The sequence below is a fragment of the Dactylosporangium sp. NBC_01737 genome (genome assembly GCF_035963215.1).
Taxonomy (GTDB): Bacteria; Actinomycetota; Actinomycetes; order Mycobacteriales; family Micromonosporaceae; genus Dactylosporangium.
On record NZ_CP109153.1, the window covers coordinates 5,439,982 to 5,466,396 of the forward strand.

24 protein-coding genes are annotated in these 26,415 nt (G+C 73.0%); 10 read left to right on the plus strand and 14 right to left on the minus strand.

Annotated features, from left to right (window positions below; all coding sequences use genetic code 11):
• Positions 1-130: 130 nt before the first annotated feature.
• From OHA72_RS24435 to OHA72_RS24460, 6 genes are all read right to left on the minus strand, one after another.
• On the minus strand, positions 131-475 hold the full coding sequence (locus OHA72_RS24435) for a cupin domain-containing protein (protein WP_327010110.1): 345 nt from the start codon (positions 473-475) through the stop codon (positions 131-133).
• The gene (locus OHA72_RS24440) at positions 463-1,479 is read right to left on the minus strand and encodes a Gfo/Idh/MocA family protein (RefSeq protein WP_327010111.1); all 1,017 of its coding nucleotides are present in this window, start codon (positions 1,477-1,479) and stop codon (positions 463-465) included. The genes OHA72_RS24435 and OHA72_RS24440 overlap by 13 nt, the downstream gene beginning before the upstream one ends.
• Positions 1,480-1,561: 82 nt before the next feature.
• Positions 1,562-2,881, minus strand: a complete 1,320-nt coding sequence (locus OHA72_RS24445) for a mannitol dehydrogenase family protein (protein ID WP_327010112.1) — start codon at positions 2,879-2,881, stop codon at positions 1,562-1,564.
• Positions 2,869-4,161 carry an enolase C-terminal domain-like protein gene (locus tag OHA72_RS24450; protein WP_327010113.1) on the minus strand — a complete coding sequence of 431 codons (1,293 nt, stop codon included), beginning with the start codon at positions 4,159-4,161 and terminating at the stop codon, positions 2,869-2,871. The genes OHA72_RS24445 and OHA72_RS24450 overlap by 13 nt, the downstream gene beginning before the upstream one ends.
• Complete coding sequence (gene uxaC, locus OHA72_RS24455) at positions 4,158-5,579, minus strand: glucuronate isomerase (protein WP_327010114.1); 1,422 nt, start codon at positions 5,577-5,579, stop codon at positions 4,158-4,160. The genes OHA72_RS24450 and uxaC overlap by 4 nt, the downstream gene beginning before the upstream one ends.
• The gene (locus OHA72_RS24460) at positions 5,572-6,780 is read right to left on the minus strand and encodes a Gfo/Idh/MocA family protein (RefSeq protein WP_327010115.1); all 1,209 of its coding nucleotides are present in this window, start codon (positions 6,778-6,780) and stop codon (positions 5,572-5,574) included. Before OHA72_RS24460 ends, uxaC begins: the two co-directional genes overlap by 8 nt.
• 134 nt (positions 6,781-6,914) lie before the next feature.
• Between OHA72_RS24460 and OHA72_RS24465 the strand changes: the two genes are divergently transcribed.
• The 5 genes from OHA72_RS24465 (at position 6,915) to OHA72_RS24485 (ending at position 11,617) form a co-directional block, all read left to right on the plus strand.
• Complete coding sequence (locus OHA72_RS24465; RefSeq protein WP_327011654.1) at positions 6,915-7,895, plus strand: LacI family DNA-binding transcriptional regulator; 981 nt, start codon at positions 6,915-6,917, stop codon at positions 7,893-7,895.
• A gap of 72 nt (positions 7,896-7,967) precedes the next feature.
• Positions 7,968-9,215 (plus strand): ABC transporter substrate-binding protein, encoded by a 1,248-nt coding sequence (locus OHA72_RS24470; RefSeq protein ID WP_442788672.1) that lies wholly within the window; start codon positions 7,968-7,970, stop codon positions 9,213-9,215.
• A gap of 10 nt (positions 9,216-9,225) precedes the next feature.
• Positions 9,226-10,185, plus strand: coding sequence for a carbohydrate ABC transporter permease (locus tag OHA72_RS24475; RefSeq protein ID WP_442788673.1), 960 nt, complete (start codon positions 9,226-9,228; stop codon positions 10,183-10,185).
• Positions 10,182-11,012 (plus strand): carbohydrate ABC transporter permease, encoded by an 831-nt coding sequence (locus tag OHA72_RS24480; protein WP_327010117.1) that lies wholly within the window; start codon positions 10,182-10,184, stop codon positions 11,010-11,012. The genes OHA72_RS24475 and OHA72_RS24480 overlap by 4 nt, the downstream gene beginning before the upstream one ends.
• Positions 11,013-11,017: 5 nt before the next feature.
• A complete protein-coding gene (locus OHA72_RS24485) occupies positions 11,018-11,617 on the plus strand; it encodes a hypothetical protein (protein WP_327010118.1) in 600 nt (199 codons plus the stop codon).
• 4 nt (positions 11,618-11,621) lie between these two features.
• Here OHA72_RS24485 and OHA72_RS24490 read toward each other — a convergent pair whose 3' ends face one another.
• Positions 11,622-14,297 (minus strand): transglycosylase domain-containing protein, encoded by a 2,676-nt coding sequence (locus tag OHA72_RS24490; protein ID WP_327010119.1) that lies wholly within the window; start codon positions 14,295-14,297, stop codon positions 11,622-11,624.
• A 206-nt stretch (positions 14,298-14,503) separates the two neighbouring features.
• Between OHA72_RS24490 and OHA72_RS24495 the strand changes: the two genes are divergently transcribed.
• From OHA72_RS24495 to OHA72_RS24515, 5 genes are all read left to right on the plus strand, one after another.
• Positions 14,504-14,665 (plus strand): helix-turn-helix domain-containing protein, encoded by a 162-nt coding sequence (locus OHA72_RS24495; protein ID WP_327011656.1) that lies wholly within the window; start codon positions 14,504-14,506, stop codon positions 14,663-14,665.
• A 28-nt stretch (positions 14,666-14,693) separates the two neighbouring features.
• A complete protein-coding gene (locus OHA72_RS24500; protein ID WP_327010120.1) occupies positions 14,694-15,920 on the plus strand; it encodes a sensor histidine kinase in 1,227 nt (408 codons plus the stop codon).
• Positions 15,917-16,582 carry a response regulator gene (locus OHA72_RS24505; protein ID WP_327010121.1) on the plus strand — a complete coding sequence of 222 codons (666 nt, stop codon included), beginning with the start codon at positions 15,917-15,919 and terminating at the stop codon, positions 16,580-16,582. Before OHA72_RS24500 ends, OHA72_RS24505 begins: the two co-directional genes overlap by 4 nt.
• A gap of 73 nt (positions 16,583-16,655) precedes the next feature.
• Positions 16,656-17,474, plus strand: coding sequence for an alpha/beta hydrolase (locus OHA72_RS24510; protein ID WP_327010122.1), 819 nt, complete (start codon positions 16,656-16,658; stop codon positions 17,472-17,474).
• A gap of 10 nt (positions 17,475-17,484) precedes the next feature.
• Positions 17,485-18,135 (plus strand): O-methyltransferase, encoded by a 651-nt coding sequence (locus tag OHA72_RS24515; RefSeq protein ID WP_327010123.1) that lies wholly within the window; start codon positions 17,485-17,487, stop codon positions 18,133-18,135.
• Here the strand turns inward: OHA72_RS24515 and OHA72_RS24520 are convergent.
• From OHA72_RS24520 to OHA72_RS24550, 7 genes are all read right to left on the minus strand, one after another.
• Positions 18,126-19,403 (minus strand): extracellular solute-binding protein, encoded by a 1,278-nt coding sequence (locus tag OHA72_RS24520; RefSeq protein WP_327010124.1) that lies wholly within the window; start codon positions 19,401-19,403, stop codon positions 18,126-18,128. The genes OHA72_RS24515 and OHA72_RS24520 overlap by 10 nt on opposite strands.
• A 283-nt stretch (positions 19,404-19,686) precedes the next feature.
• Positions 19,687-20,019 carry a vWA domain-containing protein gene (locus tag OHA72_RS24525; RefSeq protein WP_327010125.1) on the minus strand — a complete coding sequence of 111 codons (333 nt, stop codon included), beginning with the start codon at positions 20,017-20,019 and terminating at the stop codon, positions 19,687-19,689.
• Positions 20,020-20,155: 136 nt separating this feature from the next.
• Complete coding sequence (locus OHA72_RS24530; RefSeq protein ID WP_327010126.1) at positions 20,156-21,586, minus strand: substrate-binding domain-containing protein; 1,431 nt, start codon at positions 21,584-21,586, stop codon at positions 20,156-20,158.
• Positions 21,587-21,653: 67 nt separating this feature from the next.
• Entirely contained in the window at positions 21,654-22,310 is a 657-nt protein-coding gene (locus OHA72_RS24535; RefSeq protein ID WP_327010127.1) for a response regulator, read from the minus strand.
• Positions 22,307-23,383: a sensor histidine kinase gene (locus OHA72_RS24540; RefSeq protein WP_327010128.1), complete on the minus strand. Its 1,077-nt coding sequence runs from the start codon at positions 23,381-23,383 to the stop codon at positions 22,307-22,309. The genes OHA72_RS24535 and OHA72_RS24540 overlap by 4 nt, the downstream gene beginning before the upstream one ends.
• 26 nt (positions 23,384-23,409) lie before the next feature.
• Positions 23,410-24,009 carry a hypothetical protein gene (locus OHA72_RS24545; RefSeq protein ID WP_327010129.1) on the minus strand — a complete coding sequence of 200 codons (600 nt, stop codon included), beginning with the start codon at positions 24,007-24,009 and terminating at the stop codon, positions 23,410-23,412.
• A 131-nt stretch (positions 24,010-24,140) separates the two neighbouring features.
• The gene (locus OHA72_RS24550; protein WP_327010130.1) at positions 24,141-26,213 is read right to left on the minus strand and encodes a M4 family metallopeptidase; all 2,073 of its coding nucleotides are present in this window, start codon (positions 26,211-26,213) and stop codon (positions 24,141-24,143) included.
• Positions 26,214-26,415: the final 202 nt, after the last annotated feature.

Genomic DNA, 26,415 nt, shown 5'->3' on the forward strand with positions numbered 1-26,415 from the left:
TCCATGACGGAGATGTGGGGGCGTCGCGTGCATGGGGTGTACGGCTCGGGCGGACTGGGCGGGTCAGCCGGTTGCGCGCGGGGGAGTGTGCTTAGGAAAGCGCATTCCTCACGCCAACGTAGACCGATGCCTATGAACGGTCAAGGGATCCGAGGTGCATCCAGGTGAAGACGAGGGGGACGTCGCCGTCGCTGACGAGGTGGTGGTCCTCGCCGGGCGGGATGATGAGCAGGTCGCCGGCGCGGAAGGTGTCCGCCTGCGCGCCGTCGATCTCGACGTACCCGCTGCCCTGCACGATCGTGAAGATCTCGGGCACGTCGTGGGTGTGCGGGTTGGACTCGTCGTGGGTGCGGTGCCCGGCGTCGTCGTAGCGGCTGATGCCGCCGCGGATGACGGGTCCCCAGCCGGCGCCGAGCGCGGCGAGCGTGGCGGGGGTGCCGCCGTCTGGCAGGTCGGCGACGGTCAGCTTGCGCATGGCAGGTCTCCCACTTCACTGAGCAGTGCGTGTTCCCGCGCGGCGGTCCGCACGAGGTCGGCGATGCCGGGGATGGCGACGCCGTCCTCATGGGCGACGCCGGTCAGCGGCACGGGGTCGGGCGCGGCCATGATCTCGGCGGCGAGGGCGGTGAACGGCGCGGTCCGCGCCAGCGGTGCGATGAGCGGGTCGCCGGAGAGCAGGTTCTCCAGCAGGCTGATCCGGCCCGGCAGCTCCACGCCGTTGAGGCGGTCCTGCGGGTACACCACCTCCGCGGTGCTGCGGGTGCCGGTCACCGTGATGTCGCCGGCGATGAACTCGGTCGAGGCGAGCGTGACCGCGACCGTGATGACGGGACCGTGCGACGGGGTGAGGCGCAGCGCGGCGGTGTCCTCGACCTCGATGTCCCTGGTGCGGAAGCGTTCCAGCTCCAGGGTCCACGGCGGGGTGACGCCGCCGATGGCGAGGGCCTGCATGAGGGCGTGCGCGAACGGGTTGACCAGGGCCCCGTCGACGGCCCGCCGCCCCGACCACGGCGATCGGGTCCAGTACGTCGCGGGCCGCCACCACGCCCCGGCGACCGCGATGTGGGTCAGCGGGCCGAGGTCCAGCGCGGCGAGGGCGGGCAGGGTCGGCGAGCCGAGTGCCTGGAAGCCGACCTGGCAGCGCCGCCCGGTCGCGGCGAGCGCGGCGGACAGCTGCTCGTGCGCGTCGAGGTCGAGCACCGGCGGCTTCTCCAGCAGCAGGTCCGCGCCGGCGTGCACGGCGTCCAGGGCGATCGGCAGGTGCGTGTGCGGCGGCGTACAGATGATCACGAAGTCCGGTTTGTGCTCTGCGAGCAGCAGCCGGTGATCGGTGTACACGGGCAGCGCCTCGCCGATCATCGGCTGGACCTCGCCGAGGGCGACGAGGCGGACCCGGTCGCCGAGCTCGGCGATGTTCTGCCGGTGCCGGCGTCCGTGCCCCGACGCCCCGATGAGCGCGATCGTGGGGGTCGCGCTCACGCCGTCACCTCCGCTGCGCTGCGGCGCCGGCGTGAGCCACCCTGCACCGATGGTGAGCGACCCGAGCCGCTCCGCTGGTCGCTCACAATGCCGCCAGGGTCGCCGCGGCGCCGTGCCGCTCGAGGTCCCGCAGCCACCGGTCGATCTCCGCGCGCAGCGGCGCGTCGTCGGCGAGCCCCGGTGACAGCAGCTCCAGCCGTCGCTGCGGCGTGGCGGTGCGCAGCTGCGCGGCCAGGGGGTCGTCCAGCGGCAGTTCGGTGCCGTCGTCGGCGCGCCCGCCGACGAAGCGGATCCAGGCGGCGAGGACGAGCGCGGCGAACTCCGGCACCGCGCCGGCGGCCCGGCGGTCGGCGACGGTGCCGAGGATCCGCTGCGGGAGCTTCTGGCTGCCGTCGCCGGCTACCTGCAGCGTGCGGTAGCCGAGGGCGGCGTTGGCGAAGCGTTCCAGGACCTGCTCGCCGTACGGGATGACCGGCAGCGCCGTGATGGTCGGGGCGATGTCGCACGCCACGAACCGCTCCATCGCGCCTCGGGCGCCGGGCAGGGCGAGGGCCCGGTCGATGGTCGGCTCACCGGCGAGCGCGCCGAGGTAGGCCAGCGCGGAGTGCACGCCGTTGAGCGCGCGGAGCTTGCGCAGCTCGTAGGGGGCGGTGTCCGTGGTGAGCACGACGCCGGCGCGCTCCCACGCGGGCCGCCCGCCCGGGAAGTCGTCCTGCACGACCCATTGCCGGAACGGCTCGCCGACGACCGCCGCCTCGTCCCGGGCGCCGAGGAGGGTCTCCACGGTGGCGAGGCTCTGCGGGGTGGTGGCGGGCACGATCCGGTCGACCATGGTGCCGGGGAAGCTCAGCAGCGCCATGACGTCGGGGTCCTGCAGCGCGGTGCCGACGAGGTCACGCAGCCGCTCGCCGTTGTTGTTGAGGTTGTCGCAGCTGACCAGGGCCAGCGGCGTCTCGCGCAGCCGCAGCCCCCGCACGAGCAGGTCGAGCACGGCGGAGCCGGGCGCGTACGCCTTCTCGGTGACGGTGAACGTGACGACCCGGATCGCCGGGTCGGCGATGCGGCGCAGCACGGCGCCGGGCTCGTCGCGGGCGTGCAGGCCGCTGTCGAACGCGCCCACGACCCGCGCGGTGGCCTCGGTGCCGTCGACGGTGAGCACGCTGTAGAGCATCTCCTGCGCCCGCAGTGCGCCGAGCACGTCGTGGGAGCTGGGCGCGACCTCGACGATCGCCCAGTCGCCGCCGCCCTCGGCGATCGCCTCCTCGGTGTACACCGCCTGGTGCGCCCGGTGGAACGCGCTGATACCGAAGTGCAGGATGCCGGCCCCGGCCTCGCCGGGGCGCACGAGCGGCTGCGCGTGCGGCGCCAGGCCGGGCAGGACGGACCGGTTCAGCCGCGCCATGCGGGACCGTCCGGGAAGGAGAACTCCGCGATCGACGCCGGGTGCAGCTCGACGCTGTACCCGGGCCGGGTCGGCAGCCGGTAGCGGCCGTCGGTGACGGTGACCGGGTCGGTGAAGTGCTCGTGCAGGTGGTCGACGTACTCCACCATCCGACCCTCCATGCTGCCGGTGATGCGCAGGTAGTCGAAGAACGCGAGGTGCTGCACGTATTCGCACAGGCCGACGCCGCCGGCGTGCGGGCAGACCGGCACGCCGAACTTCGCGGCCATGAGCAGTTCGGCGAGGACCTCGCCGACGCCGGCGACCCGGCACGCGTCGATCTGCATGACGCGGATCGCGTCGGCCTGCAGCAGCTGCTTGAAGATGACCCGGTTCGCGGCGACCTCACCGGTGGCGACCCGGCACCGGCCGCCGGTGATCGTGTCGAGGGCCTGCTGGATGCGGGCGTGGCCGAGCACGTCGTCGGCGTGGGTGGGCTCCTCCATCCAGTACGGGTCGACCTCGGCGAGCCGGCCGAGGTTGGCGATCGCCTCGTCGACGTCCCACACCTGGTTGGCGTCGAGCATGAGCAGCGCGTCGGGGCCGATCTCGGCGCGGATGATCCGGGCGCGGCGCACGTCGTCGTCGATGGCGCCGCCGACCTTCATCTTGACCGCGGTCCACCCGTCGGCGACGGCCTGCCGGGTCAGCGCCCGGACCTTGTCGTCGGAGTAGCCGAGCCAGCCGACGGAGGTGGTGTACGAGGGCAGCCCGGCGGTGCGTGCATGGGCGAGGCGTTCCTCATACTCCGGCAGCCCCTTGTCGAGGATGGCGGCGGCCTCGTCGCGGGTGAGGGCGTCGGTGATGTGCTGGAAGTCCACGGCGGCAAGCAGGTCCGCGGTCGGCAGCTCGGCGAGCAGCTGCCACATGGGTTTGCCGGCCCGGCGGGCCCGCAGGTCCCAGACGGCGTTGAGGATCGCGCCGGCGGCGAGGGCGATGACGCCCTTCTCTGGCCCGAGCCAGCGCAGCTGTACGTCGGCGGTGAGGGTACGGGACCCCTCGGCGGTGCACAGTTCCTCGACGGTGTGCCCGATGACGTGGTGGGCCAGGGCCTGCACGGCGGCGCAGGTGATCTCGTTGCCGCGGCCGTTGGTGAACGTGAGGCCGGTGCCGGTGACACCGTCGTCGCCGGTCAGTTCGACGTAGGTGGCGGAGTAGTCGCCGCGGTTGATCGCGTCGGACCCGTCACCCGCGGCGGCGGTGGGGAACCGGACGTCGTGGACGGTCAACCCGGTGATCATCGTGCTCCTTCAGGGGTGCGCGCCCCGACGGTGCGCGCGTAGACGCGTTTGGGCAGGTGGTAGGCGAGGTCCGCGATGGTCTCGGCGGCCTCGTCCAGGGGCAGGCGGTGCTCGGCGACGAGCCGTGCGAGGAACCCGGCGTCGACGCGGCGGGCGACGTCGTGGCGGACGGGGATGGAGCAGAACGCGCGGGTGTCGTCGACGAAGCCGGCCGTGTTGGAGAACCCGGCGGTCTCGGTGACCGTCTCCCGGAAGCGGCGCAGCCCTTCGGGGCTGTCCAGGAACCACCAGGGCGCGCCGAGGAACACCGCCGGATACCCGCCGGCCAGGGGCGCGAGCTCACGGGTGAAGACGGTCTCGTCGAGGGTGTACAGCACGACGCGGAACCGCGGGTCGGTGCCGAACGCGTCCAGCAGCGGCTTGAGCGAGCGCACGTACTCCGTCGGCGAGGGGATGTCGCCGCCGACGTCGCGGCCGTGCCGGGCGAACAGGGCGGTGTTGTGGTTGCGGAACGCGCCCGGGTGCAGCTGCATGACCAGGCCGTCGTCGACGGACATCCGGGCGAACTCGACCAGCATGTGCGCCCGGAACCGCTCCGCGTCGCGGCTGTCGGCCTTGCCGGTGAGCGCTTTGTTGAACAACGCGGCGGCGTGGGCGGGCGACAGGGCGAGGGTCGCCGCGGTCGGGTGGCCGTGGTCGCTGGACGTGGCGCCGGCGGCGATGAACGCCTGCCGGCGCTCCCGCATGCGCTCCAGGAACTGCGGGAACGAGGTCACGCCGAGCTGCTCGATCCGCCCGGCCCAGCCGGGCCACTCAAAGTCGACGACGTCGTCGGGGCGGAACGTGGTGATGACCCGCCCACCCGGCCCGCCCCAGCCGTCGGCCTCGAGCTTGGCGTGCGCGGTCAGGTCCGACAGCGGCGACTCGGTGGTGGCGAGGACCTCGAGGTTAAACCGTTCGAACAGCGCCCGCGGGCGGAACGCCGGGTCGGCGAGGCGCTCGGACAGCAGGTCGTAGACGAGGTCGGCGGTGTCGACGCGCAGCGGCACGGTGACGTCGAAGACGTCGGCGAGGACCCGTTCGGTCCACAGCCGCGACGGGGTGCCGCGGAACAGGTGCCAGTTGGCGGCCAGGAGCCGCCAGATGGTGCGCCCGTCGGTCTGGGTGGGGCTGCCGTCGACGGTCGGCACGCCGAGCTCGTGCGGGGCGATGCCCTGGCTGGCGAGCATCCGGGTGACGTAGTGGTCGGGCACGACGATGAGCCTGGCCGGGTCGGGGAACGGCCGGTCGTCGGCGAGGATCGCCGGGTCGACGTGGCCGTGCGGGCTGATCAGCGGGAGGTCCTTGGCGTGCTGGTACAGCTCCCGCGCGATGGCCCGTACCGCGGGCTCGGCGGGCAGCAGATGGTCTTCATGCATCGTGTCGGATCCTGACGGGCAGCCCGAGGGCGATGGATTCGTTGGCGGCCAGGCCGATGCGCAGCGCGCGGGCACCGTCCTCGGCCTCCGCGGCGGCGACGCCGCTCGGCGGGCCTTCTCCGAGCAGGTCGGCCAGCATGCGGGCGTCGCCGCCGCCGTGGCCCTCCCGCTCGTAGGGGATGGGGATCTCGCGCGGCTCGCTCCAATGTGGATGGACCCGCAGCGTGGCCCGGCCCGGCTCGTCGCCCTTGACGAGTCCGGTGGCCCCGGGCGCGACGTGGTCGGTCTCGACCACCTCCAGCTCGAGGCGGCCCTTGCTGCCGTTGAACATCACCCGGTAGCCCTCCCAGGGGGCGTAGGCAGTCAGGTGATAGGTCATCGTGGCACCGCGGGCGTAGCGGACGAGGACCGCGAGGTCGTCCTCGATGGTGATGCCGGGAGCGAAGACGTCCTGGTCGCGCCGGTATCCGTCGGTGGTGCCGGTGTACAGCGCGTCGCGGTGCGGGTCTTCGCCGAGCGCGAACCGCTCCCGGGGCGCGCCGGCGCCGGCGCCGTGCGAGCCGTAGAAGAACAGCCGGCCCTGCGCGAAGACCTCGGCGGGCTCGTCGTCCAGCCACCAGTTGACCAGGTCGAAGTGGTGCCCGGACTTGTGCACCAGCAGGCCGCCGGAGTTGGCCTTGTCGCGGTGCCAGCGCCGGAAGTAGTCGGCGCCGTGCCGCACGTCGAGCAGCCACTCGAAGTGCACGGAGCCGATCTCGCCGATCTCCCCGCTCGCCACGATGGCCTTGAAAGTTTCATGCAGCGGGTTGTACCGGTAGTTGAAGGTGACCCGCACGCGGCGGCCGGTGCGGCGCACCGCGTCGAGGATCCGCGCGCAGCGCTGGGCGTCGACGGTCATCGGCTTCTCGGTGAGCACGTCGCAGCCGGCCTCGAGGGCGGCGACGATGTACTCGTCGTGGACACGGTCCACGGTGGTGACGATCGCGACGTCGACCTTCTCCTCGTGCAGCATGCGGCGGAACTCGGTGGCGGGGTAGGTGGGGACCGGCGCCGGCAGCCGTGCGTTGTGCACGGCGAGGCGGTGCGGCTCTGGGTCGGCGAGCGCGACGAGCGCGCAGGTGTCGCGATGTGGTCCGGTGAGTGCGCGCGTGAACATCTCAGCGCGCGATCCGGTGCCGACGATCGCGTAGCGGGTGTGCATCGGTTGTCGCTCCCTTGGGACTGCAAAGGGTTGCAGCGACACTGTGCTCCACTGCCGCACTTCGGGTCAATACCCCTGGATTTTCTGCATCCATAGGCGTTGACATGACAGCAACCGTTTGCATTAATGACTCCGTGCCCGCCACTATTCGAGATGTAGCCCGCGCCTCCGGCGTCCATGTCTCCACCGTGTCGCGCACGTTCTCGGCGCCCCATCTGGTCAACCCCGACACCCGCAGCCGGGTGCTGTCCACCGCGGAGAGCCTCGGCTACCGGCCCAACCGTGCGGCCCGCGCGCTCATCACCGGGCGGACCCACAACATCGGCCTGATCGTCGCCGACATCGCCAACCCGTTCTTCCCACCGCTGATCAAGGCGGCGGAGTCGCAGGCCCGGCAGCGGGACTACCACCTCTTCGTCGCCGACACCAACGAAGACCCGGTCATGGAGGAGCAACTCGTCCAGGCCATGGCGAAACAGGTCGACGGCGTGCTGCTGTGCAGCCCGCGCATGAGCAACGACCTGATCGAGAAGCTGCGCCGCGAGGTGCCGCTTGTTGTGGTCAACCGGGCCGTCGACGGGCTCCCCGCGGTGGTCATGGACGTCGCGAACGGCGCCAGGGCCGCGATCGAGCACCTCGTCGGTCTCGGCCACCACGACATCGCCCTGCTCGGCGGGCCGCGTGGCTCGTGGACCAACCGGGAGATCCGGCGGTCCGCGACGGCCGCGGCGAAGGCGGCCGGGGCCGACCTGACCGTGCTCGGACCGCACCAACCGACCGAGGCCGCCGGAGCCGCCGCGTGCGACGCCGTGCGTGCCACCGGAGCGACCGCCGTGCTGGCCTACAACGACCTCATGGCGATCGGACTGCTCGAAGCCCTCCACGACCGGGGCGTCAGCGTCCCGGGCGAGCTCAGTGTCGTCGGGATCGACGACATCCTGCTCAGCCGTTTGATCCGCCCCAAGCTGACCACGGTCTCCACCCCGACCGCGGCCGCCGGGCGGGCGGCCGTCGACATGCTGCTGCAGCACGACGACGAACGCCGCACGAACGCGCTGGTGACGCTCCAGACGGAGCTGATCGTGCGCGACTCCACCGGGCCCAACCCACATTGATCCCCTGCCAGGGAGTGACACGCCATGTCCGGAACACCCCGCCGTAGACTTCTGGCAACCGCCCTCGCCGCAGTGCTGCTCGCTCCGCTCGCCGCCTGCGGCGACGACGGCGGCGAGGCACCAGCGGTCGACTCAACCAAGCCCGTCGAGCTGAGCATCTTCTGGTGGGGCGGCGACGCCCGTGCCAAGCTCACCGAGGAGGCGCTCGCGCTCTACACGAAGAAGCACCCCAACGTCACGTTCAAGAAGACGTGGCAGGCCAACCAGGGGTACTTCGACAAGCTCGCGACCCTCACCGCGGGCAACGACGCGCCCGACATCTTCCAGATCGACGACAACTTCCTCACGGAGTACGCGTCGCGCAACGTCACGCTGGACCTGACGTCGTACCAGAAGTCGGGCAAGCTCGACACGACGAAGTTCCCCGAGAGCCTGTGGAAGTACGGCGTCGTGGAGGGCAAGCTCGCCGGCGTCGCCTTCGGTGAGAACACCCAGGGCCTGGTGTTCAACAAGACCAAGCTCACCGCGGCCGGCCAGCCGCTGCCGACCACCGGAATGACGTGGGAGGCGTTCATCGACTGGGCCGCGGCGGCGACCACGGCCACGAAGGTCCCCGGCACGCAGGACCCGAGCGCGGACTACAAGGCGTTCTGGATCTGGCTGCGCCAGCAGAACAAGGACCTGTACAAGGACAAGGAGCTCGGCTTCACGGCGCAGGACGTGACCGCGTGGCTGGAGCTGTGGAAGGGCGCCCGGGACAAGAAGGCGACCCCGACCGCCGACGTGATCCGCGAGGGCAACGCCACAGACATCACCAAGCAGCTCGTCGTGACCGGGAAAGCGCTTACCTCCTGGGTGTGGGTGAACCAGCTGCCCGAGCTGCAGAAGAACACCAAGGACGAGCTCGGCGTCGTGGCGTACCCCGGCGACCCGAAGGCACAGTGGGCCCGCGCCGCGCTGTACTTCTCCGTCTCCCGCGGCAGCGACAAGAAGGACGTGGCGGTCGACGTCATCAACTTCCTCGCCAACGACCCCGAGGTCGGCAAGGTCCTCGGCACCGACCGTGGCCTGCCGCCCAACCTCGACATCCGCACGGCGGTGCAGAACAGCGTCACCGACGCCTCCATGAAGACCTCCATCGAGGTCGAGAACTCCCTCGGCAAGACGTTCGGGCCCGCACCGCAGGTCCCGCTGAAGGGGCACAGCACGCTGCGCTCCGAGCTCATCAAGGCCGCCGAGTCGGTACAGGCCGGCAAGGCCACCCCCGCGCAGGCCGCCGAGGCCTTCATCACGGCCGCGAAGTCCGCAATCTCGAAGTGAGGCTCCTCCAGTGGCGCTGACCACCGCGCCGGCACCTTTGCACCGAGCGGCGAAGGGGCCCCGCGTCGAACCGCGGGGCCCCCGTCGCGAAGGGCTCGCCGGCTATCTCTTCCTGACACCGTGGCTCATCGGGCTGGCCACCATCACGGCCATCCCGATGCTCATGTCACTGGTGTTGAGCTTCACCGACTATGACATCCTGTCGGACTGGTCCGAGCTGAACTGGGTCGGGTTCGACAACTACCAGCGCATGTTCACCGAGGACCCGACGTTCTGGCACGCCGTGCAGGTGACGGTGCTGTTCGCGGTCATCGCGACGCCGCTGAAGCTCGGTGCCGCGCTCGGCGTCGCGCTGCTGCTCAACAAGGCGATCCGTGGTGTCGGGCTGTACCGCAGCCTGTTCTACCTGCCGTCGCTGCTCGGCGGCAGCGTGGCCCTGGCCATCGTCTGGGTCTCGATGTTCAGCCGGGACGGCTCGTTCAACGCGTTCCTGGCGCTGTTCGGCATCTCCGGCCCCGGCTGGGTCAACGACCCCGACTACGCACTGAGCACCCTGATCCTGCTCGCGATCTGGCAGTTCGGCGCGCCGATGGTCATCTTCCTGGCCGGGCTCAAGCAGGTGCCGGTCGAGCTGTACGAGGCCGCCTCCGTCGACGGCGCGGGCGCCCTGCGCAAGTTCCGGTCGATCACGCTGCCGATCCTGTCGCCGGTCATCTTCTTCAACCTGGTGCTGGAGACGATCCACGGCTTCCAGGGCTTCACGTCGGCGTTCGTCATCAGCGGCGGCACCGGCGGTCCCGTCGACTCGACCCTGATGTACACGCTCTACCTGTACATCAAGGGCTTCACCGACTACGAGATGGGCTACGCCTCCGCGCTCGCGTGGGTGTTCCTGCTCGCCGTCGGCCTGCTCACCGTCGTGCTGTTCAGCACGGGACGTTTCTGGGTGCACTACGGGGATGAGCGATGAAGTCGATCCTGCGCACCGTGGTGATCCTGGGACTGCTCGGGGTCATCCTCTACCCGCTGTTCTGGGTGGTCGGCAGCTCGCTCAAGAGCCAGCCGGAGATGCTCAGCAACCACGGGATCCTGCCGGACGCCTTCACCCCCGGCAACTACCCCGACGGCTGGTCGCACCTCGACACGACCTTCGGCCGGTTCTTCGTCAACAGCACGATCGTCTCGCTGCTCGTCGTCGTCGGCAACGCGCTGTCCTGCCTGCTCGCCGCGTTCGCCTTCGCGCGGCTGCGGTTCCGGGGGCGGGCCACCTGGTTCGCCGTCATGGTCGGCACGCTGCTGCTGCCCGGGCACGTGCTCATCGTCCCGCAGTTCATCGTGTTCCGGCAGCTCGACCTGGTCGGCGGCGAGTTCCCGTACCTGCCGCTGATCCTGCCGCACTTCCTGGCCACCGAGGCGTTCTTCGTGTTCCTCATGGTCCAGTTCATGCGCGGCATCCCCCGCGAGCTCGACGAGGCGGCGAAGATCGACGGCTGCTCCACGTTCGGCGTCTTCCGCACCATCATCCTGCCGCTGAGCCGCCCGGCCCTCGTGACGACGGCGATCTTCTCGTTCATCTGGACCTGGAACGACTTCTTCCGCCAGCTCGTGTACGTGTCGGACCTGTCCAAGTACACGGTGCCGGTCGCGCTGCGGCTGTTCATCGACTCGCAGGGCCAGTCCGAGATCGGCCCGATGTTCGCGATGTCGGTGCTGTCGCTGCTGCCGGTGTTCCTGTTCTTCCTCGCCTTCCAGAAGATGCTCGTCGAAGGCATCAACACCTCCGGCCTGAAGGGGTGACCACCGTGGCGCGTCGCGACTGGAAGGACACCGTCACGGTGGCCGCCGACCTCGCCCTCGTCGGCATCGCCGTCACCGTGTGCAGCCTGCCGGTGCTCACCGCCGGTGCGGCCGCGCACGCCGGCTCCGTCGCCGTGCGGGACATCATCGACGGATCCGCCGTGCGGCCTTCGGTGCTGTGGCGGGTGTTCCGGCGTTCGCTGCTGCCGGGTGCGCTCGCCACGGTCGCGACCGCCACGCTCGCGTGGCTCCTGCTGTTCAATCTCGGCGCCGTCGCCTCAGGCCGGGTCCCGGGCGGGTTGCCCGTGCTCGTCGGCACCGGTGCCGTCGCCGCCGCACTGCTCGCCGCCTGCGCGTTCGGCGTCGTGCACCTGGCCCAGCACCACTCGTGGCCCGGTGCACTGCGCTGGGCGGCCGGCGCGGTGTGGCGGCAACCGCTCACGGCGGCGATGGTGGCCGGGGTGTCATCCATCGCCGCCGTGATCGGCGCCCTCATCCCGGTCACGGCGCCGCTGCTCGTCGGGTACCTGCTGTTCGCCGTGCACGTCGTCGTGGCCCGGCGGCTCGCGGCCGACCCGGTCGCCGTGGACACCCTGGACGCCTGAGCCGCTAGGTTTGCGACGGCTCCGGGGCGGGGGTCTCCGACGGGGGCGGCGGACCGGAGGGCGACGGCGTCGGCAGCTGCGCCGACTCCACGGCCGGGCTCGGGCTCGGCGACGCCGCCGGCGGCTGGGCTTCCGCGGCCACCGCCTGGACCGTCACCGCGGGCAGGTCGAACGTCCAGCCGGCGGCGAGCAGCCGCGGGATCAGGATGCGCATCGCCTCGACGGTCTGCCGGCGGTCGCCGCCGCCGTCGTGGACCAGGACGATCGCGCCCGGTGTCAGCTGGCGTTCGATGCGGGACACGATCTCCGCGGTGCCCGGCATCGTCCAGTCGTCCGGGTCGACGCTCCAGCCGATCGGGGTGTGCCGCATGTCGTGCGCGACCTTCGCCGAGACACCCCAGTCGCCGTACGGGGCGCGGAAGTAGGTCACGGTCGAGCCGGGCGCGGCGGCGGCGATCGCGGCGTCGGTGGTGGCGATGTCGTCGCGGACCCGCTCGGCCGTCGCGTGCCCGAGCTCGTCGTGGTGGGTCGAGTGGTTGCACAGGGCGTGGCCGTCCGCGACGATGCGGCGCAACTGCGCCTGGTTCGCCGCGACCGACTCGCCGACGACGCAGAACGTCGCCGGGATGTGGTACTGACGCAGCAGGTCCAGCATCGCCGCCGTGTACTGCGACGGCCCGTCGTCGAACGTCAGCGCGAGGCTCCGCCCGCCGCCGGCGGTGCGCAGGACGGGACGGGCGCCGACCGCGGCGGCGGGCGCGCGGCCGCCGGCGAGCTCGTCGGGGCTGTCGGTGCGGCCGGCGTCGCCGGTGTCGGTGCGCCCGACGTGCGCGGCGGCCGGGAACGCCGCGACCGCGGTGCCGTGCAGCGCGGCGCGCAGGAAGTCCTGCCACAGCTTCGCCGGTAGCGTGTCACCCTCGATCGGGTGGCCGGCGGCGTCGCGGATCGGGCCGGGCACCAGCCGCCCCATCCAGACGGACACGGCCAGCTGCGGGGTGTAGCCGCTCATCCAGGCGTCCTGGTTGTCGGCGGTGCCGCCCCACTGCTGGCTGCCGGTGACCCCGGCGGCGGGCCGTCCCGGTGCCATGCCACGGCCGTCGACGACGGCGCGCAGGACGGCGGTGACGTCCGCGGCGACCCGCGGGTCGAGGACCTGCGCGCGGGCCGGCGCGGCGCTCCACGCCGTGTCGCCGGCGGCGGTCGTCACCGACGCGACGAAGTGCCGCTCGCTGCGGGTCCCGGCGGCGGCGAACGTCGCGTACACACCGGCCATGTCGGCGACCGACACCGGGTAGCGGCCGATGGCGATGTCGGCCCGGGTGCGGCCGGGCCGCGGGTCACCCGTGGCGTCCACCAGCGACGCCCGGCCGCCGTACGCGGGCGCCACCCCGAGGTCCAACGCCGTGGCCCGGACCTTGTCGGCGCCGATGTGCTGGGTCAGGGCGTAGATCGGGGTGTTCAAGGACCGGACCATCGCCTCCTGCAGGGTGCACTCGGGGCACTGGACGCCGTCACGGTTGACGAGCGGGGCGCCGCCCCGGTCGGCGAACAGCCGCGGCGACCGGCCGTCCCACCGCGACAGGTAGCCGATGCCCTCGCGGAGCCCGGCGGCCAGCGCGACCGGTTTGAACGTCGCCGCCGGCGGGTGCGGCGCGGCCGCGTCGTCGAAGTAGCCGCGCCCCTGGCCGCCGCCGTAGTACGCGCGGACGGCGCCGCTGGCCGGGTCGACGGCGACGAGCGCGGCCCGCAGCCCGTCCGGCTGGTCCCGCAGGGCCGCGCCGACGAGGTCGAGGGCGGCGCCCTGGGCGGTGGCGTCCAGGGTGGTCACCACGGACAGGCCGCCGGTGTGCAGCTGCTGCGACGTGATGCCGTGCCGGGCGAGCTCCCGTTCGATCTGGTCGAGGACGAGCCCGTTGCCGCCGGTGCCGCTGGAGGCCGGCAGCACCGCCGGGTATTCGAGCCGGCCGGCGTCGCCCATCGCGGCGACGATCCACCGCCACCGGTCGAGGGCCTCGCCGGGGTTGACGGCCGGGTCGAAGTACGACGGGTCCTTGATGACCGCGGCGAGCACGGCACCCTGCGCGGCGTCCAGGCGCTCCGGCGGGACGCCGAAGTAGGCGTGCGCGGCGGCGGCGATGCCGTAGGCGCCGCGACCGTAGTAGATGGTGTTGAGGTACCGGGCGAGGATCTCGTCCTTGGACACGGTGCGTTCGAGCTTCACGGCGAGCGCGAACTCGCGGGCCTTGCGCCCGGCGGTCACCTGAGACGTCAGGTACGCGTTGCGTACGTACTGCTGCGTGATGGTGGACGCGCCCTGCCGTGCGCCGCCGGCGTCGGCGACCACGGCGCGCAGCACCCCGCGGACGGAGACACCCCAGTGGTCGCGGAAGTCGCGGTCCTCGGCGGCGATGACGGCCCGGCGGACCCCGTCGGGGACCGCGCTGAGCGGCACGTCGTTGTGGTCGGTGACCCCGACGCGGGCCAGGACGGTGTGCCCGTCGCGGTGGTACAGCACCGACGCCTGTGGTCGCAGCGGCGCGTCCGGCAGGTCCACCGACGCGATCCACCCTTCGAGGGCGGCGTCGGCGGCGATGGTGGTCAGGACGAGGAGGACGAGCGCGCGGCAGGTCGCCCGGCGCCAGGCGCCGCGACCGCGCGGCAGCAGCTTCAAGAGGTCCATGGCTGCGGGGAACGGTAACGGTGTGCCGGCGCCCCGCCGATCCGCCGAGTGACGGACCACGACGCGGGTAGCCCGGCCGGTGCGCCGCACCGACCTCCGGCCGACCGCGACCCGGGTCGCCCGTCCCGCCCCGGCACGGCACCCCGCCGGGGGACCCCGGAAGGGGACGCCCCGCCACGGACGCGCTCACCCCGCACGAGTGGCGCATCGCCTACGCCGCCGCGGAAGGCGCCACCAGCCGCGAGATCGCCGACCGGATCGTGCTGTCGGTGCGCACCGTGGACCACCACCTCGGCAACGTGTACCGGAAACTCGGCATCCGGTCCCGCCGTGAGCTGATCGAGCTGCTGCGCGGCACCGGCCGCTGAGCCCGCCGCGCACTGTTACCGTTCCAAGGTGAGCAGCGTGATGAGGGCCGGGCTGAGGGACCTGCGCGCGTTCCTCGTCGGCCCCGACCCGGCGGTGCGGTTCACGACCCGCTTCGGCCGGGCGCTGCCGACGATCGGGGTGATCGCGGCGATCCTGTGCGGGCTCATCACCTTCGAGTACCTGCGCGGCAACGGCCCGAAGGTCGCCTCCGGCTTCCTCGTCATCGACGCCGTGCTCATCGCCGCACCCATCGGGCTGGTCGCGACCCGGCCGCTGTTCGCCTGGCGGGTCGCGTTCCTCGTGGCCGGGTTCGCCGGCGCGACCGTGCCGATCCGGCAGGACACGCCGTGGCCGTGGACGCCGACGCAGATGCTGATGTTCCCGCTGCTGCTCGCCGTCGTCGCGGTCCGGCACCGCCGCGGCGTCCTCGTCTGGACCGGGCTGTCCGCGGCGCTGCTGCTCGTCATGTTCGTCAACCCCGGCAACCTCGCCGGGCTCCTGTTCGCCGTCACCGCGATCCTCCTCGTCGGCGACCAGATCCGCCGCCGCCGCGAGGTCCAGGCCGCCCTCGCCGAGGAGGAGGAGCGCGCCGAGCTCGCCCAGGCGCGGCGGGCCGTCGCCGAGGAACGCAACCGGATCGCCCGCGAGATGCACGACGTCGTCGCCCACCACATGTCGCTCATCGCGGTGCGCGCCGAGACCGCCGTGTACCGCATCGACGGCGTGCCACCCGCCGTCGCCGAGGAGCTCGCCGCGATCGCCGGCACGTCCCGGGAGGCGCTCGTCGAGATGCGCCGCCTCCTCGGGGTGCTGCGCAGCACCGAGACCCCGCTCGTCGAACCGCAGCCCGTCCTCGACGACCTCGCCGGGCTCGTCCGCGACGCCCGCGAGGCCGGCGTCGACGTCACGTTCGACCCGCTGCCGGGCGCCAGGGTGCCGCCGGCCGTCGGGCTGGCCGCGTTCCGCATCGTGCAGGAGGCGCTGAGCAACGCGCGCCGCCACGCCGCGGGCGCACCGGTGCACATCACCCTCACACTCGGAAGCCCCACCCTCGGACCGTCCACATTGGAGCTGTACGTGCGCAACGCACCCGGTACCGAAGCGATCGTCCAGACCGGTGAACCGGGGGAGCGGCACGGCCTGCTCGGCATGCGCGAACGTGCCACGGCGATCGGCGGCACGTTCGACGCCGGCCACGACCCCGACGGCGGGTACACGGTGCGCGCCGTCCTGCCGCTGGAGGTCGCCGCGTGATCCGGGTCCTGATCGTCGACGACCAGGCCATGGTCCGGCAGGGCTTCGCCGCGCTCCTGGCCGCACAGCCCGACCTGCTCGTCGTCGGCGACGCCGCCGACGGCGCCCAGGGCGTCACCATGGCCCGCGAGCACGCGCCCGACGTGGTCCTCATGGACGTGCGCATGCCCGTCCTGGACGGCATCCAGGCGACCCGGCGGATCCTGGACGTCGCCCCGGGCCTGCACCGGCCGAAGGTCGTCATCCTCACCACGTTCGACCTCGACGACTACGTGTTCGAGGCGTTGCGCGCCGGCGCGTCCGGGTTCCTGCTCAAGGACGCCCCGGCCGCCGAGCTCGTCACCGCCGTGCGGGTCGTCGCCGCCGGCGACGGCCTCCTCGCGCCGTCGGTGACGCGGCGGCTCATCGAACAGTTCGCGGCCCGGCCGAAGGCCGCCGACCACCAGCCGGCCCGGCTCGCCGCCCTCACCCCCCGCGAGACGGAGGTGCTGCGGCTCATCGCCCGCGGCCGCTCCAACGCGGAGATCGCCGAGGACCTCGTCGTGGCGGAGCAGACGGTGAAGACCCACGTGAGCCGGGTCCTGACGAAGCTCGACCTGCGCGACCGCGCCCAGGCCGTCGTCTTCGCGTATGAGACCGGGGTCGTCAGCGCCGGGGCGTAGTACCGCAGGGGTACCGCAACATGGCCCTGCGGAGTGACGATCCGGGCACGGCCGCGCACCTACCTTCGGCGGCATGCTTCGCAGGTTGTTCGCACTGCCGCTGATCGCGGTGCTCTGGTCGGTGCTCGGCCCGGCGCAGGTGTCCGCGGTGCCGGCCCTCGCCGTCCACAGCGCACGGTACGCCGACGGTCTCGCGGTCGAGGTCGTCGGCGACCCGTCGACCGCGGCGACCGTCGTCGTCCTCGTCCCCGGGGTCGACACCACCGCCGCCAACTTCGACCGCGGGCTCGGCGGCGTCCAGCGCCGCGCCCCCGCGTGGCAGGCCAGGCAGCTCGCCGCCCGCGCCGCCACCCTCCGGCCGGCAGCCGCGGGGCGGGTCGCGGTCGTGGCGTGGCTCGGGTACCACCCACCGCGCGGGCTGCGGCTCGCCGCCGTCCGCGAGGACTCGGCCGCGACCGGCGCCGCGGCGCTGCTGCGGTTCCTGCGTGACGTGCCGGCACCCAGGATCGTCCTCGTCGGGCACAGCTACGGCTCCACCGTCATCGGCCGCGCCGCCGCCCGCCTCGACGCCGGTCTCGGCGGCCGGGTCACCGACGTCGTCGCGCTCGGCAGCCCCGGCATGGGCGCCGGCCGCGCCGCCGACCTGCACACCACCGCACGGGTCTGGGCCGGCACCGCCGCCGGCGACTGGACCCGCCGCCTGCCCGGCGCGCGCCTGCTCGGCGCCGGCCACGGCACCCACCCCACCGACCCGGCGTTCGGGGCGCTGCGGCTGCCCGTCGGCGGTGTCACCGGCCACGACGGCTACTTCGTGCCCGGCACCGAGTCCCTCGACGCCCTCGCCGCCCTCGCGATCGGAGACCTCGATGCTGCCGCTCGACACGATCATTAGCTGGTACCGCATGTACGCCGACGACCTGCGCTGCGCCCGCGACGAACAACGCGAACTGCTCGCGCAGCGCCCGATGCGCCCCCGCCTCGACGACGTCGAGGCCGAGATCAGCTACCTGACGATCCGGGCGCTGCGCCCACGGACCGTCCTGGAGATCGGCTCCGCCCGCGGCTGGTCGACGACGTGGCTGCTGCGCGCCCTGCACGACAACGACGACGGCGGGGTGCTGCACACGTTCGACCTCACCGACGACGCCGTGCACACCGTCCCGCGGTTCCTCGCCGGCGACCGGTGGCGCTTCACCCGCGGCGACGTGCGGCGCGGCACGCTGCCCGAGGACCCCGGGTTCGTGCTCGTCGACGCGGCGCACACGGCGCGGTTCGCCCGCTGGTACACCACGGCGCTCTTCGAACGGCTCCGCCCGGGTGCCGCCGTCGCCGTCCACGACGTCTTCCACGGCCGTCGCCCGTGGCCGGTCAGCGAGGGCGCCGTCGTGCTCGGCTGGCTGCGCCGCCACGGCATCGGCCACCTGACCGCGTCACCGGCCGCCGACCCCGACACCCACGACCGGCTCGTCGGCCTGAAACAGAAGCTGCACCTCGCCGCCCCCGTCCACGCCGCCGCAACGGGCAACCCGATGCTCTTCTTCCGTTACTTGTAACCCTGCAGGGCCCGCTGCAGGCGGGGTCTGGCGTCGGCGGGGAGGCGGCCGCCGTCGCCGAGGGCCTCCAGCACGATCTGCCGGAACGTCTCGGAGAACTGCGCGTAGTGCGCGGTCACCGGGCGGCTGTGTGCGGAGCGGATCGCGTCGAGCAGCGTCGGCGCGTACCGGTACCGCTTCACGACCGCCGCGTCGCGGTACACGATCTCGCGGGTGGCGGCGAACCCGCCGCGCTCGAACAGCAGCTGCTGGCTGCGTTCCCCGGTGAGGAACTCGATGAGCGCCCGTGCCGCCCGGGGACGCCGGCTCTGCGTCGCCACGGCGAGGTTCTGCCCACCGAGGACGCTGGGGCCGGGCAGTTTCGCGACGCCGAACTCGACCGCCGGGGCGCTGTCGGCGCCGTCGGCGGGGTCCAGGGCCCGGTGCGCGACGGGCCAGTTGCGCATGAACACGAGCTTCCCGCCGCCGAACGCCTGCGTCGTCGCGGTCTCGTCGAAGCGCACCGCGTCGGGCAGGATCACCTGCGGCGCGCCCGGCCGCAGGCCCTCCGCGAGCCGGGTCAGGCCGGCCTGCGCCTCGGGGGTGTCGATGACGACCTCACCGCGGCCGTCGACGACCTCACCGCCGGCGCCCCAGATCGCCTCCAGGGCGTTGACGGTGAGCCCTTCGTAGTCGCGCAGCTGCCCCGCCCACCCGGCGACCGGCTGGGGACCGACGGCGGCGGGCCGCGCCAGGACGTCCTGGACGGTGGTGACCAGCTGCGACCAGTTCGCGGGCGCGGTCGTGACCAGTTTCGTGCGGTAGTAGAGCAGCCCCGCGTCGGTGTTGAAGGGCAACCCCCACAGCTTCCCCTGGTACCGGCAGGTCGCAAGCGGCGCGGGAAGGAAACCGGCGACGTCCTGCCCGTCCGGCAACGCCCGGATGTAGTCGCTGGAGGCGAACTCGGCGGTCCAGGTGACGTCGAGGTTGAAGATGTCGACGCCGGCACCGCCGCTCTGCGCGCGGGCGACCATCTCGCTGTGCTGCGCGTCGGCGTCGGCGGCGATCTCCTCGATCCTGGCGGGGTTGTCGGGGTGCAGGGTGTTCCACTGGTCGACGAGCGCCTGCCGCTGGTTGCCGTCGCCGTCGTCGCGGCCGCTGAGGATGACGAGGTCGCCGCGTTCGAGGCCGGGGTCGCGGTCCAGCAGCGGCACGGCGTACACGGCGACGAGCGCGGCGACGGCGGCACCGGCGACGAACCCGGTGAGCAGCCCGATCCGGCCGCGCACCCGCCGCATCCGGTCCCGGAGCCCGGGCCGGTCGTCGTCTCCGGGCGGCGGTGGCGGGTCGTCGTCCCCGGTGGCGGGCCGGGTCGTGGCGGCGGGTCGTCGTCTCCGGGCGGCGGCGGTGGCGGGCCGGGTCGTGGCGGCGGGTCGTCGTCTCCGGGCGGCGGCGGTGGCGGGCCGGGTCGTGGCGGCGGGTCGTCGTCTCCGGGCGGCGGCGGTGGCGGGCCGGGCCGCGGTGGTGGGTCGTCGTCTCCGGACGGTGGTGGCGGCGTCGTCATGGCGCGGTTCATCCTCCCCAGAGCAGGCCGAACAGGGTGACCAGCACGTCGTCGAGGGTGTCGAGGCCGGCGTCGTAGCAGCCGCCGCCGGTGTGCGCGGTGACGTCGCGCAGGGGCAGGGTGCCGCAGCTGGCCTCGCCGATCGCGACCACGAACACCCGCACCCCCTTGCCGCGCACCTGTGCGTCCACTTCGGACGGTGACCGGCCGCTGGTGTCGTTGCCGTCGGTGAGCACGACCAGGCTCGCGACCCCTTCGCCAGGGTCGGCGGCGACGTCGCGGACACCGTCCACAATGGTCTGCAGCAGCGGCGTGTTGCCGGCCGGCCGCACCGCGGCCATCGCGTCGGCGGCGGCCTGTCCCCGGCCCGCGGCCCGCGCGACGGGCAGGAGCCCCGGGTGCCGGCGCCGCGGCCGTCGGCGGGAAAGATCCGCAGCCCGAACTCGTCGCGGTCGCTCATCAGCTTCAGGGCGCCGGTCACGCCGCGGGACGCGAGCTGGAAGCGGGTGGTGCCGGACCGGTCGACGCCGGCCAGCATCGAACCGGACGCGTCGAGCGCGAGCAGCACCCGGCCGGGGCGGTGCGCGCCCTCGTACAGCCGCAACGCGTCGCCGACCGCGGTGGCCGACGGTGCCCGCCGGTCGAAGACCGCCCCGCGTGCGCGCCGTACTGCTCGGTCAGCGGGTCGCCGACGGCGAACAGCCCCGGCGGCCGCAGCCCCGCCCGGACCAGCTCCCGGCGGCCGTCGTCGCCGCGCAGCCACGCGCCGAAGCCGGTCGCGGCAGCCGTGGTGGTGGCCGCGACCCCGTCCCAGGCGAGCCGGACGAACGGGTGGTCCTCGCTGATGGTGTCGTTCGGGTACTGCACGAGCAGCGGCCGCTCCGGCGGGCCGGCGCTGCCGGGGCAGCCGAGGCCCTGGTTGTAGCGGACGACGGCCTGTTCGGTGGCGATGACGGCCGCTGTGCCGCCCTGGCACAGCAGGTCCTGGCTGGTGCCGAGCGGATACCGGCCCCGGTCCAGCGACGCCTCGAGGCGCTGCTCGACGCCGCGGGCCGTGACCGGGGTCGCGCCGAGTCCCGTGTACAGCGCCGCGGTGGCGAGCACCCCGGCGGAGGAGAGCGCCGGGTCGGGTCGCACGACGTCCCAGCCGAGCCGGCCGGTCTCCGTCCACAGCTGACGCCACCCGGCGTCGGCGGGCAACGCCGCCGGGCTGGCCAGGACGATGGGGGAGTAGCCGATGCTGCGCTGCTCGGCGATCGGGACGGTGACGCCGAAGCGGGCCGACGCGGCGACGGCGGCCTCCACGTCGAGGGTCGAGTCCGGCAGCCACACGTCGGCGCGCGGCCCGATGCGCTGCAGCGCGTCGTTGAGCCAGCCGCTGGCGACCGCGGCCCGCGACTCGGTGGGTCCGGCGCCGTAGACGTACAGGTCGGCGGCCGGGCAGCCGTGGTGCCGTTCGGCGGTGGCGACCTCGTAGGCGTCGGCGACGCGCCGGGCCGCGCCGAGCTGCTCCACGGACGTCATGACCCGCACCGCGGCGGGCTGCGGGCACCCGTACAGCCGGCGGTGCAGCGCCTCGTACGCGACGGGGATGACCAGGCCGGCGGCGACGGCGAGCGCGCAGGCGGTGACACCGGCGACGACGGTGCGCAGCCGGGTGTGCCGGCGCAGGAACGCCCAGCCGAACCCCGCCCAGGTCAGCAGCCGCTCGAACAGGCCGGTGGCGAGGATGCTGGCGGCGCCGCCGATGCAGGACCCGATGATGAGCATCGCCCAGCGGCCGGCGGAGTTGGGCGTGCCGGTCGACAGCTGCTGCAGCGAGATCCCGAGCCCGCCGGAGAGGACGACCAGCACCGACACGAGCGGCCGCGCCGAACGACGGCCGTCGTTGTCCCCATCGTCGGTCATGCGGGCCGCGCACCCCCTGACAGTTTGATGTCAGTCTATCGGGTGTGCGGCGCCGGTGTGGTCTCGCTCACATGGCGAGGCCGTGCTCGTACGCGTACCGCACCGCCTGCGCCCGGTCCCGGACGCCGGTCTTGGCGAAGAGCCGGTTCACGTGCGACTTCACAGTCACCTCGGTCACGAACAGGCGTTTCGCGATGTCCCGGTTGGACAGTCCCGCCGCGATCAGCCCGAGCACCTCGGCCTCCCGCGCCGTCAACCCGTCCGGCGGTGCCGCCGGCCGGTGCGGTGCCGGCCGGTGTCCGGGCGGTGCGGTGGCGGCGGCGACGAGGCGCTGCTGGACGACCGGGTCGAGGACGGACTGGCCGGCCGCCGCGGCCCGCACCGCCTGCGCGATCTGCACCCGCCCGGCGTCCTTCGTCAGGTAGCCCAGCGCCCCGGCCCGCATCGCGCCGAGGATGTCGGCGTCGTCGGCGTACGTCGTCAGCACCACCACCCGCGTCGACGGGTGCGCGGCGCGGATCCTCGCGGTCGCGGTGACCCCGTCGCAGCGCGGCATCCGCAGGTCCATCAGGACCACGTCGGGGGCGTGCGCGGCGACGAGCTCGACGGCCTCGTCGCCGTCGGCGGCCGCGCCGAGCACCTCGACGTCGCCGAGCAGCCCGAGCAGCACCACCAGGCCCTCACGGACCACCGTCTGGTCGTCGGCCACCACCACCGTGATCATCCTGGGATCCTCGCATCGACCTGCCAGCCGTCGCCGCGCGGCGCGGCGGTGACGGTGCCGCCGGCGAGCCGGACCCGTTCGCGGAGCCCGTCGAGGCCGTGCCCGCCGGCCGGTGCCTTCCTGGGCGCGGCGTCACCCGCGCCGTCGTTGCGGACCGTGAGGCGCACCGTGTCGTGCCGATATTCGACGTGTACGGCCACCGCGCTGCCGGGCGCGTGCTTGCGCACGTTGGTCAGGGCCTCCTGCGCGGTGCGGAACAGCGCCAGCCCCGGTTCGCCGCCGACGGGCCGCGGGGTCCCCGACACGGTCACGTCCGCGGGTGCGCCGTGGTCGGTGCGGTACCCGTCGGCAAGCGCCCCGACGAGCTCGCCGAGCGGCACCGGGTCGCCGCGTAACGCACCGACGGCCCGGCGGGTCTCGGTGAGCCCGTCGCGGGCGAGCCGCCCGGCCCGTTCCACGAGCACTGCGGCGTCCGCGGCCCGGTCCTTCTCCAGCAGCGCCGCCGCCGTCTCCAGCTGCACCGACAGCGCCGACAGCGAATGCGCGAGCACGTCGTGGATCTCCCGGGCGACCCTGGCCCGCTCGTCGAGGGTCGCGACGGTCCTTGCCTGGCGGGCCTGTTCGTCGCGTTGCCGCCGGACCACGCCGAGCAGCAGCACCAGGCTCAGCGACCCGGCCCAGATCAGCAGCTCGGTCCAGCCGGCGCCCCGCGCCCACAGCACCGCCGTGAGCCCGGCCGCGGTCACGGCGGTGCCTGCGGCGGCGACGATGAGCGGCAGCGCGGCCACGGCGACGGTGCAGGCGGCGATGAGGTAGCAGGGTGCGAACCCGCGGGTGTCCAGCACGCACAGCGCCAGCCCCGCCGCCGCGCATCCGGCGACGGCGACGGCCTGCGTGCGCCCGGTCCGCACCGTCATCGCCAGCCACGCGACGGCGGCGACGGCGACCAGCGCGAGGACCGCCGGGCCGGGGCGTGGCCGGGTGTACAGCATCGCGGCGCTCAGCAGTACCAGGAAGGCCAGGCTTCTCGTCTGGCGCCACCTGGCGACGGCGGTGTCGGTGACCGTGAACACGGCTCCAGTCTCCGCTGCCGCTGTGGTCACCGGCTTCCCAGGTCGCTGTGCTGGGCTTCGGGCCGGCTCTCACGGTGGCTTTCGTGCCGGCTCTCGCGGCGGTCTTCGCGGCGGCTCTCACGGCGGCCGTCGCGGCGGCTTTCACGGGGTGCGAACGGGACGCCGGTGGCGATGGCGCGGCGGCCCACGACGGCGGCCTCGCCGAGGAGGCTGAGCCCGAGCACGAACGGCAGCGCCGCGGCGACGACGGCGGCGTCGGCACCGAGCCCCCGGGCCGCGGCGTCCTGCGCGAACCGCACCCCGATGAGCACGACCCAGACGACCACGGTCAGCGCCGTGTACCGGTACCACAGATGCCCGTTGCGGACGAACACCCGCACCGTCAGCCCCCGCGCGAGACCACCGGCGACGGCAAGGACCGCACCGGCCCCGAGGACGGCCCCGTCGAGGACCGCGTGCGGCAGGGTGCCGCCGGTGAACGCCTGCGACACCGCGTAGCCGCCCCACGCGACCAGCAGCACCGGCGGCAGGACGAGTCGCCGTGCCTCCAGAGGCTCCCCGGTGAAGCGGCGGATCAGCAGGTACAGGACGGCGACGGCGATCAGCAGCGCGGTGGTGAGGTTCATGCCGCTGACGCTAGGTGCGGCACCGGGTGGAGCGCCGCCACCCGTGGGTGGAGCCGGGGTGGACGTTCCGGTGCCCTGCACGCGGAAGGGCCCGGGTCGGCGCGCGACCCGGGCCCTGCTGAGCGGTGGTACTAGTTGCTGAGCGTCACAGCAAGATCGTCGAGGACGAACGACGTCTGCAGGGACGAGTCCTCCGTACCGCTGAACTTGATCACCACGGTCTGACCGGCGAGCGCGTTCAGGCTGTACGTGCGCAGCACGTACCCGGAGGCCTTGTTCAGGTTCGACAGGGTGCCGAGCGTCGTCGAGCCGGCCGTGATGGTCAGCTTGTCGTACGCGACGGACGTGGTCGTCTCAGCCGAGTCGATGTGGATGTAGGCCGTGAGGGTGGCCTTGCAACCGGCTGGGATGGTCACCGACTGCTGGATCGCCTCGGTGTGCGTCGAGCCGTACCCGTCGAGCCACGAGCTGTAGGTGCCGGTGCGGGCGGCCTGGCCCTGGCTGGCCCACTGGCCGATGGAGCCGGTGGTGCCGCTCCACGAGGTCGCGCCCGACTCGAAGCCCGGGTTGAGCAGCTTCTGGCCGGAGCAGCTGCCGGTCGGCGGGTTCGACGTCGGCGGGTTCGTCGTGGTGGGCGGCGGGGTGGTGCCACCGGTGCACGTCGGGTCGGCGGACTGGGCCGGGACGCTGACGGCGTTCCAGGCGTTCTTGACCGCGTTGAACTCGGTGCAGCTGCCCGGGTACAGGTTCTTGGCCGCGGTCAGTGTCCAGGTGCGGTACTTCAGGTACGACGAGGATGAGGTCTTCATCAGCATCGCGTTGTAGAAGATCTTGGTGGCCTTCTGGATGCCGATGCCAACGAGGCCGCTGGTGCCGTTGCACGTGGTGCTGCTCGGCTGGCCGTTGGTCGGGTTGGTGCCCTCGGCGAGCAGGTAGAACCAGTGGTTGCCGGGGCCGGCGGCCGCGTGGACCTCCTGCGACGGCGTGCTGCTGGAGTAGCAGTTGTCGTCGCCGGCGAGCGACGGGTTGTACATGTAGCGGATCGGGCCGCTGCCGACGAGGTTGACTTCCTCGCCGACCTGGTAGTCGGCCGGGTCGTTCGCGTTGGCGGCGAAGGCCTCGGTCGCCGCACCGAACACGTCACCCACGAACTCCTGGGTGCCGTTGCCCGAGATGCCGCCCGGGGTGGTGTCGTCGATGCCGTGGCCGACCTCGTGACCGAGGACGTCGAGCGAGCTGATCCACTTGCCGGCGGTGTTCTTGCCGATCTGGATCTGCGTGCCGTCGTAGTACGCGTTCTGGTCGTTCAGGCCGACGCGGATCGGCCAGCCGCCGCCGCTGCCGTTGAAGCCGTTGCGGCCCAGCCACGACGAGAGCATCGCGGCCTCCTTCTGCGCCGCGTACAGGGCGTCGACGCAACCGGTCTCGCGGTTCGTACCGTCGCCGTTGCCCCACACGTCATCGGAGCCGGTGAACGTGGCGTTGCCCGACGCGTTCTGGCAGCTGATGTTCGTGTAGTTCGGGTCCTTCATGCTGTACGTGCTGCCGGACAGCGTCGTGTTGACGGTGACGTTGCCGACGATCCAGCCGGTGCCGGTGCCGTGCATGACCCGCTCACGCTTGTTGAGCAGCGCGCCACTCGTGGCGTCGGTGGTGACGGTGAGGCGGCTCGCGCCCTCCGCACCCGTGCCGTTGAGGGTCGTCTCGTACGCGAGCTTCGCCGCGCCGTCCAGGGTGTAGACGACCAGGCGGGTGCCCTCGACGGCGTTGACGCTCGTGAGCAGCTTGCGCGCGGCCGCCTCGGCGTCCGCCGAGCTGATCTTCGCCGCGGTGGACAGGTTCCCGATCGCCTGGGTCTGCGCCACCGACGTGTACTTCGCCGCGCCCGCCGCGTCGGTGACGACCACGAAGTCACCACCGACGACGGGCAGACCCTTCCAGGTCCGCTCGTACGCGATGTACTTCGCGCTGCCCGAGGCGACCAGCGACTTCTGCACGTACGCGTCGTCGGTGCTCGGCTGCAGCACACTCGGACGCTGGGACACGAACGTCGCCGCGGACTTGGCCGCGACGGCGTTGGCTGCCTCGACGCCTGTGGGCGCCGGCAGCGGGGGCGAGGCTTGCACGGCTGCGGCGGTGCCGGCTGTTACCAGCCCGACCGCGAGCACTCCGGCCGCTGTAGCGAACCGTGGGGACAGCTTCAAGGGTGCCTTCTTTCCAGGGCGGCGCACGGTACCGGGGGTACGTACGTTTCGGGTGTGCGCCGGAACCAATCGAGACACGCGAGAGTCGAATCCAGGTGCAAGCGGCCGGCGTGCGCGCGCCGATCGGCCAACCGCGTGCTTCATCGACTCATGGCGATTTCAGGACGATCACACAGCCGGAATCATCCGGACAAGACTTCAC

Coding starts and splice junctions, on each gene's coding strand:
- OHA72_RS24435 (WP_327010110.1), bottom strand. CDS start 475: ATGCGCAAGCTGACCGTCGCCGACCTGCCAGACGGCGGCACCCCCGCC.
- OHA72_RS24445 (WP_327010112.1), bottom strand. CDS start 2,881: ATGGCGCGGCTGAACCGGTCCGTCCTGCCCGGCCTGGCGCCGCACGCG.
- OHA72_RS24450 (WP_327010113.1), bottom strand. CDS start 4,161: ATGATCACCGGGTTGACCGTCCACGACGTCCGGTTCCCCACCGCCGCC.
- uxaC (WP_327010114.1), bottom strand. CDS start 5,579: ATGCATGAAGACCATCTGCTGCCCGCCGAGCCCGCGGTACGGGCCATC.
- OHA72_RS24460 (WP_327010115.1), bottom strand. CDS start 6,780: ATGCACACCCGCTACGCGATCGTCGGCACCGGATCGCGCGCTGAGATG.
- OHA72_RS24480 (WP_327010117.1), top strand. CDS start 10,182: ATGAAGTCGATCCTGCGCACCGTGGTGATCCTGGGACTGCTCGGGGTC.
- OHA72_RS24490 (WP_327010119.1), bottom strand. CDS start 14,297: ATGGACCTCTTGAAGCTGCTGCCGCGCGGTCGCGGCGCCTGGCGCCGG.
- OHA72_RS24510 (WP_327010122.1), top strand. CDS start 16,656: ATGCTTCGCAGGTTGTTCGCACTGCCGCTGATCGCGGTGCTCTGGTCG.
- OHA72_RS24515 (WP_327010123.1), top strand. CDS start 17,485: ATGTACGCCGACGACCTGCGCTGCGCCCGCGACGAACAACGCGAACTG.
- OHA72_RS24525 (WP_327010125.1), bottom strand. CDS start 20,019: ATGGCCGCGGTGCGGCCGGCCGGCAACACGCCGCTGCTGCAGACCATT.
- OHA72_RS24530 (WP_327010126.1), bottom strand. CDS start 21,586: ATGACCGACGATGGGGACAACGACGGCCGTCGTTCGGCGCGGCCGCTC.
- OHA72_RS24535 (WP_327010127.1), bottom strand. CDS start 22,310: ATGATCACGGTGGTGGTGGCCGACGACCAGACGGTGGTCCGTGAGGGC.
- OHA72_RS24545 (WP_327010129.1), bottom strand. CDS start 24,009: ATGAACCTCACCACCGCGCTGCTGATCGCCGTCGCCGTCCTGTACCTG.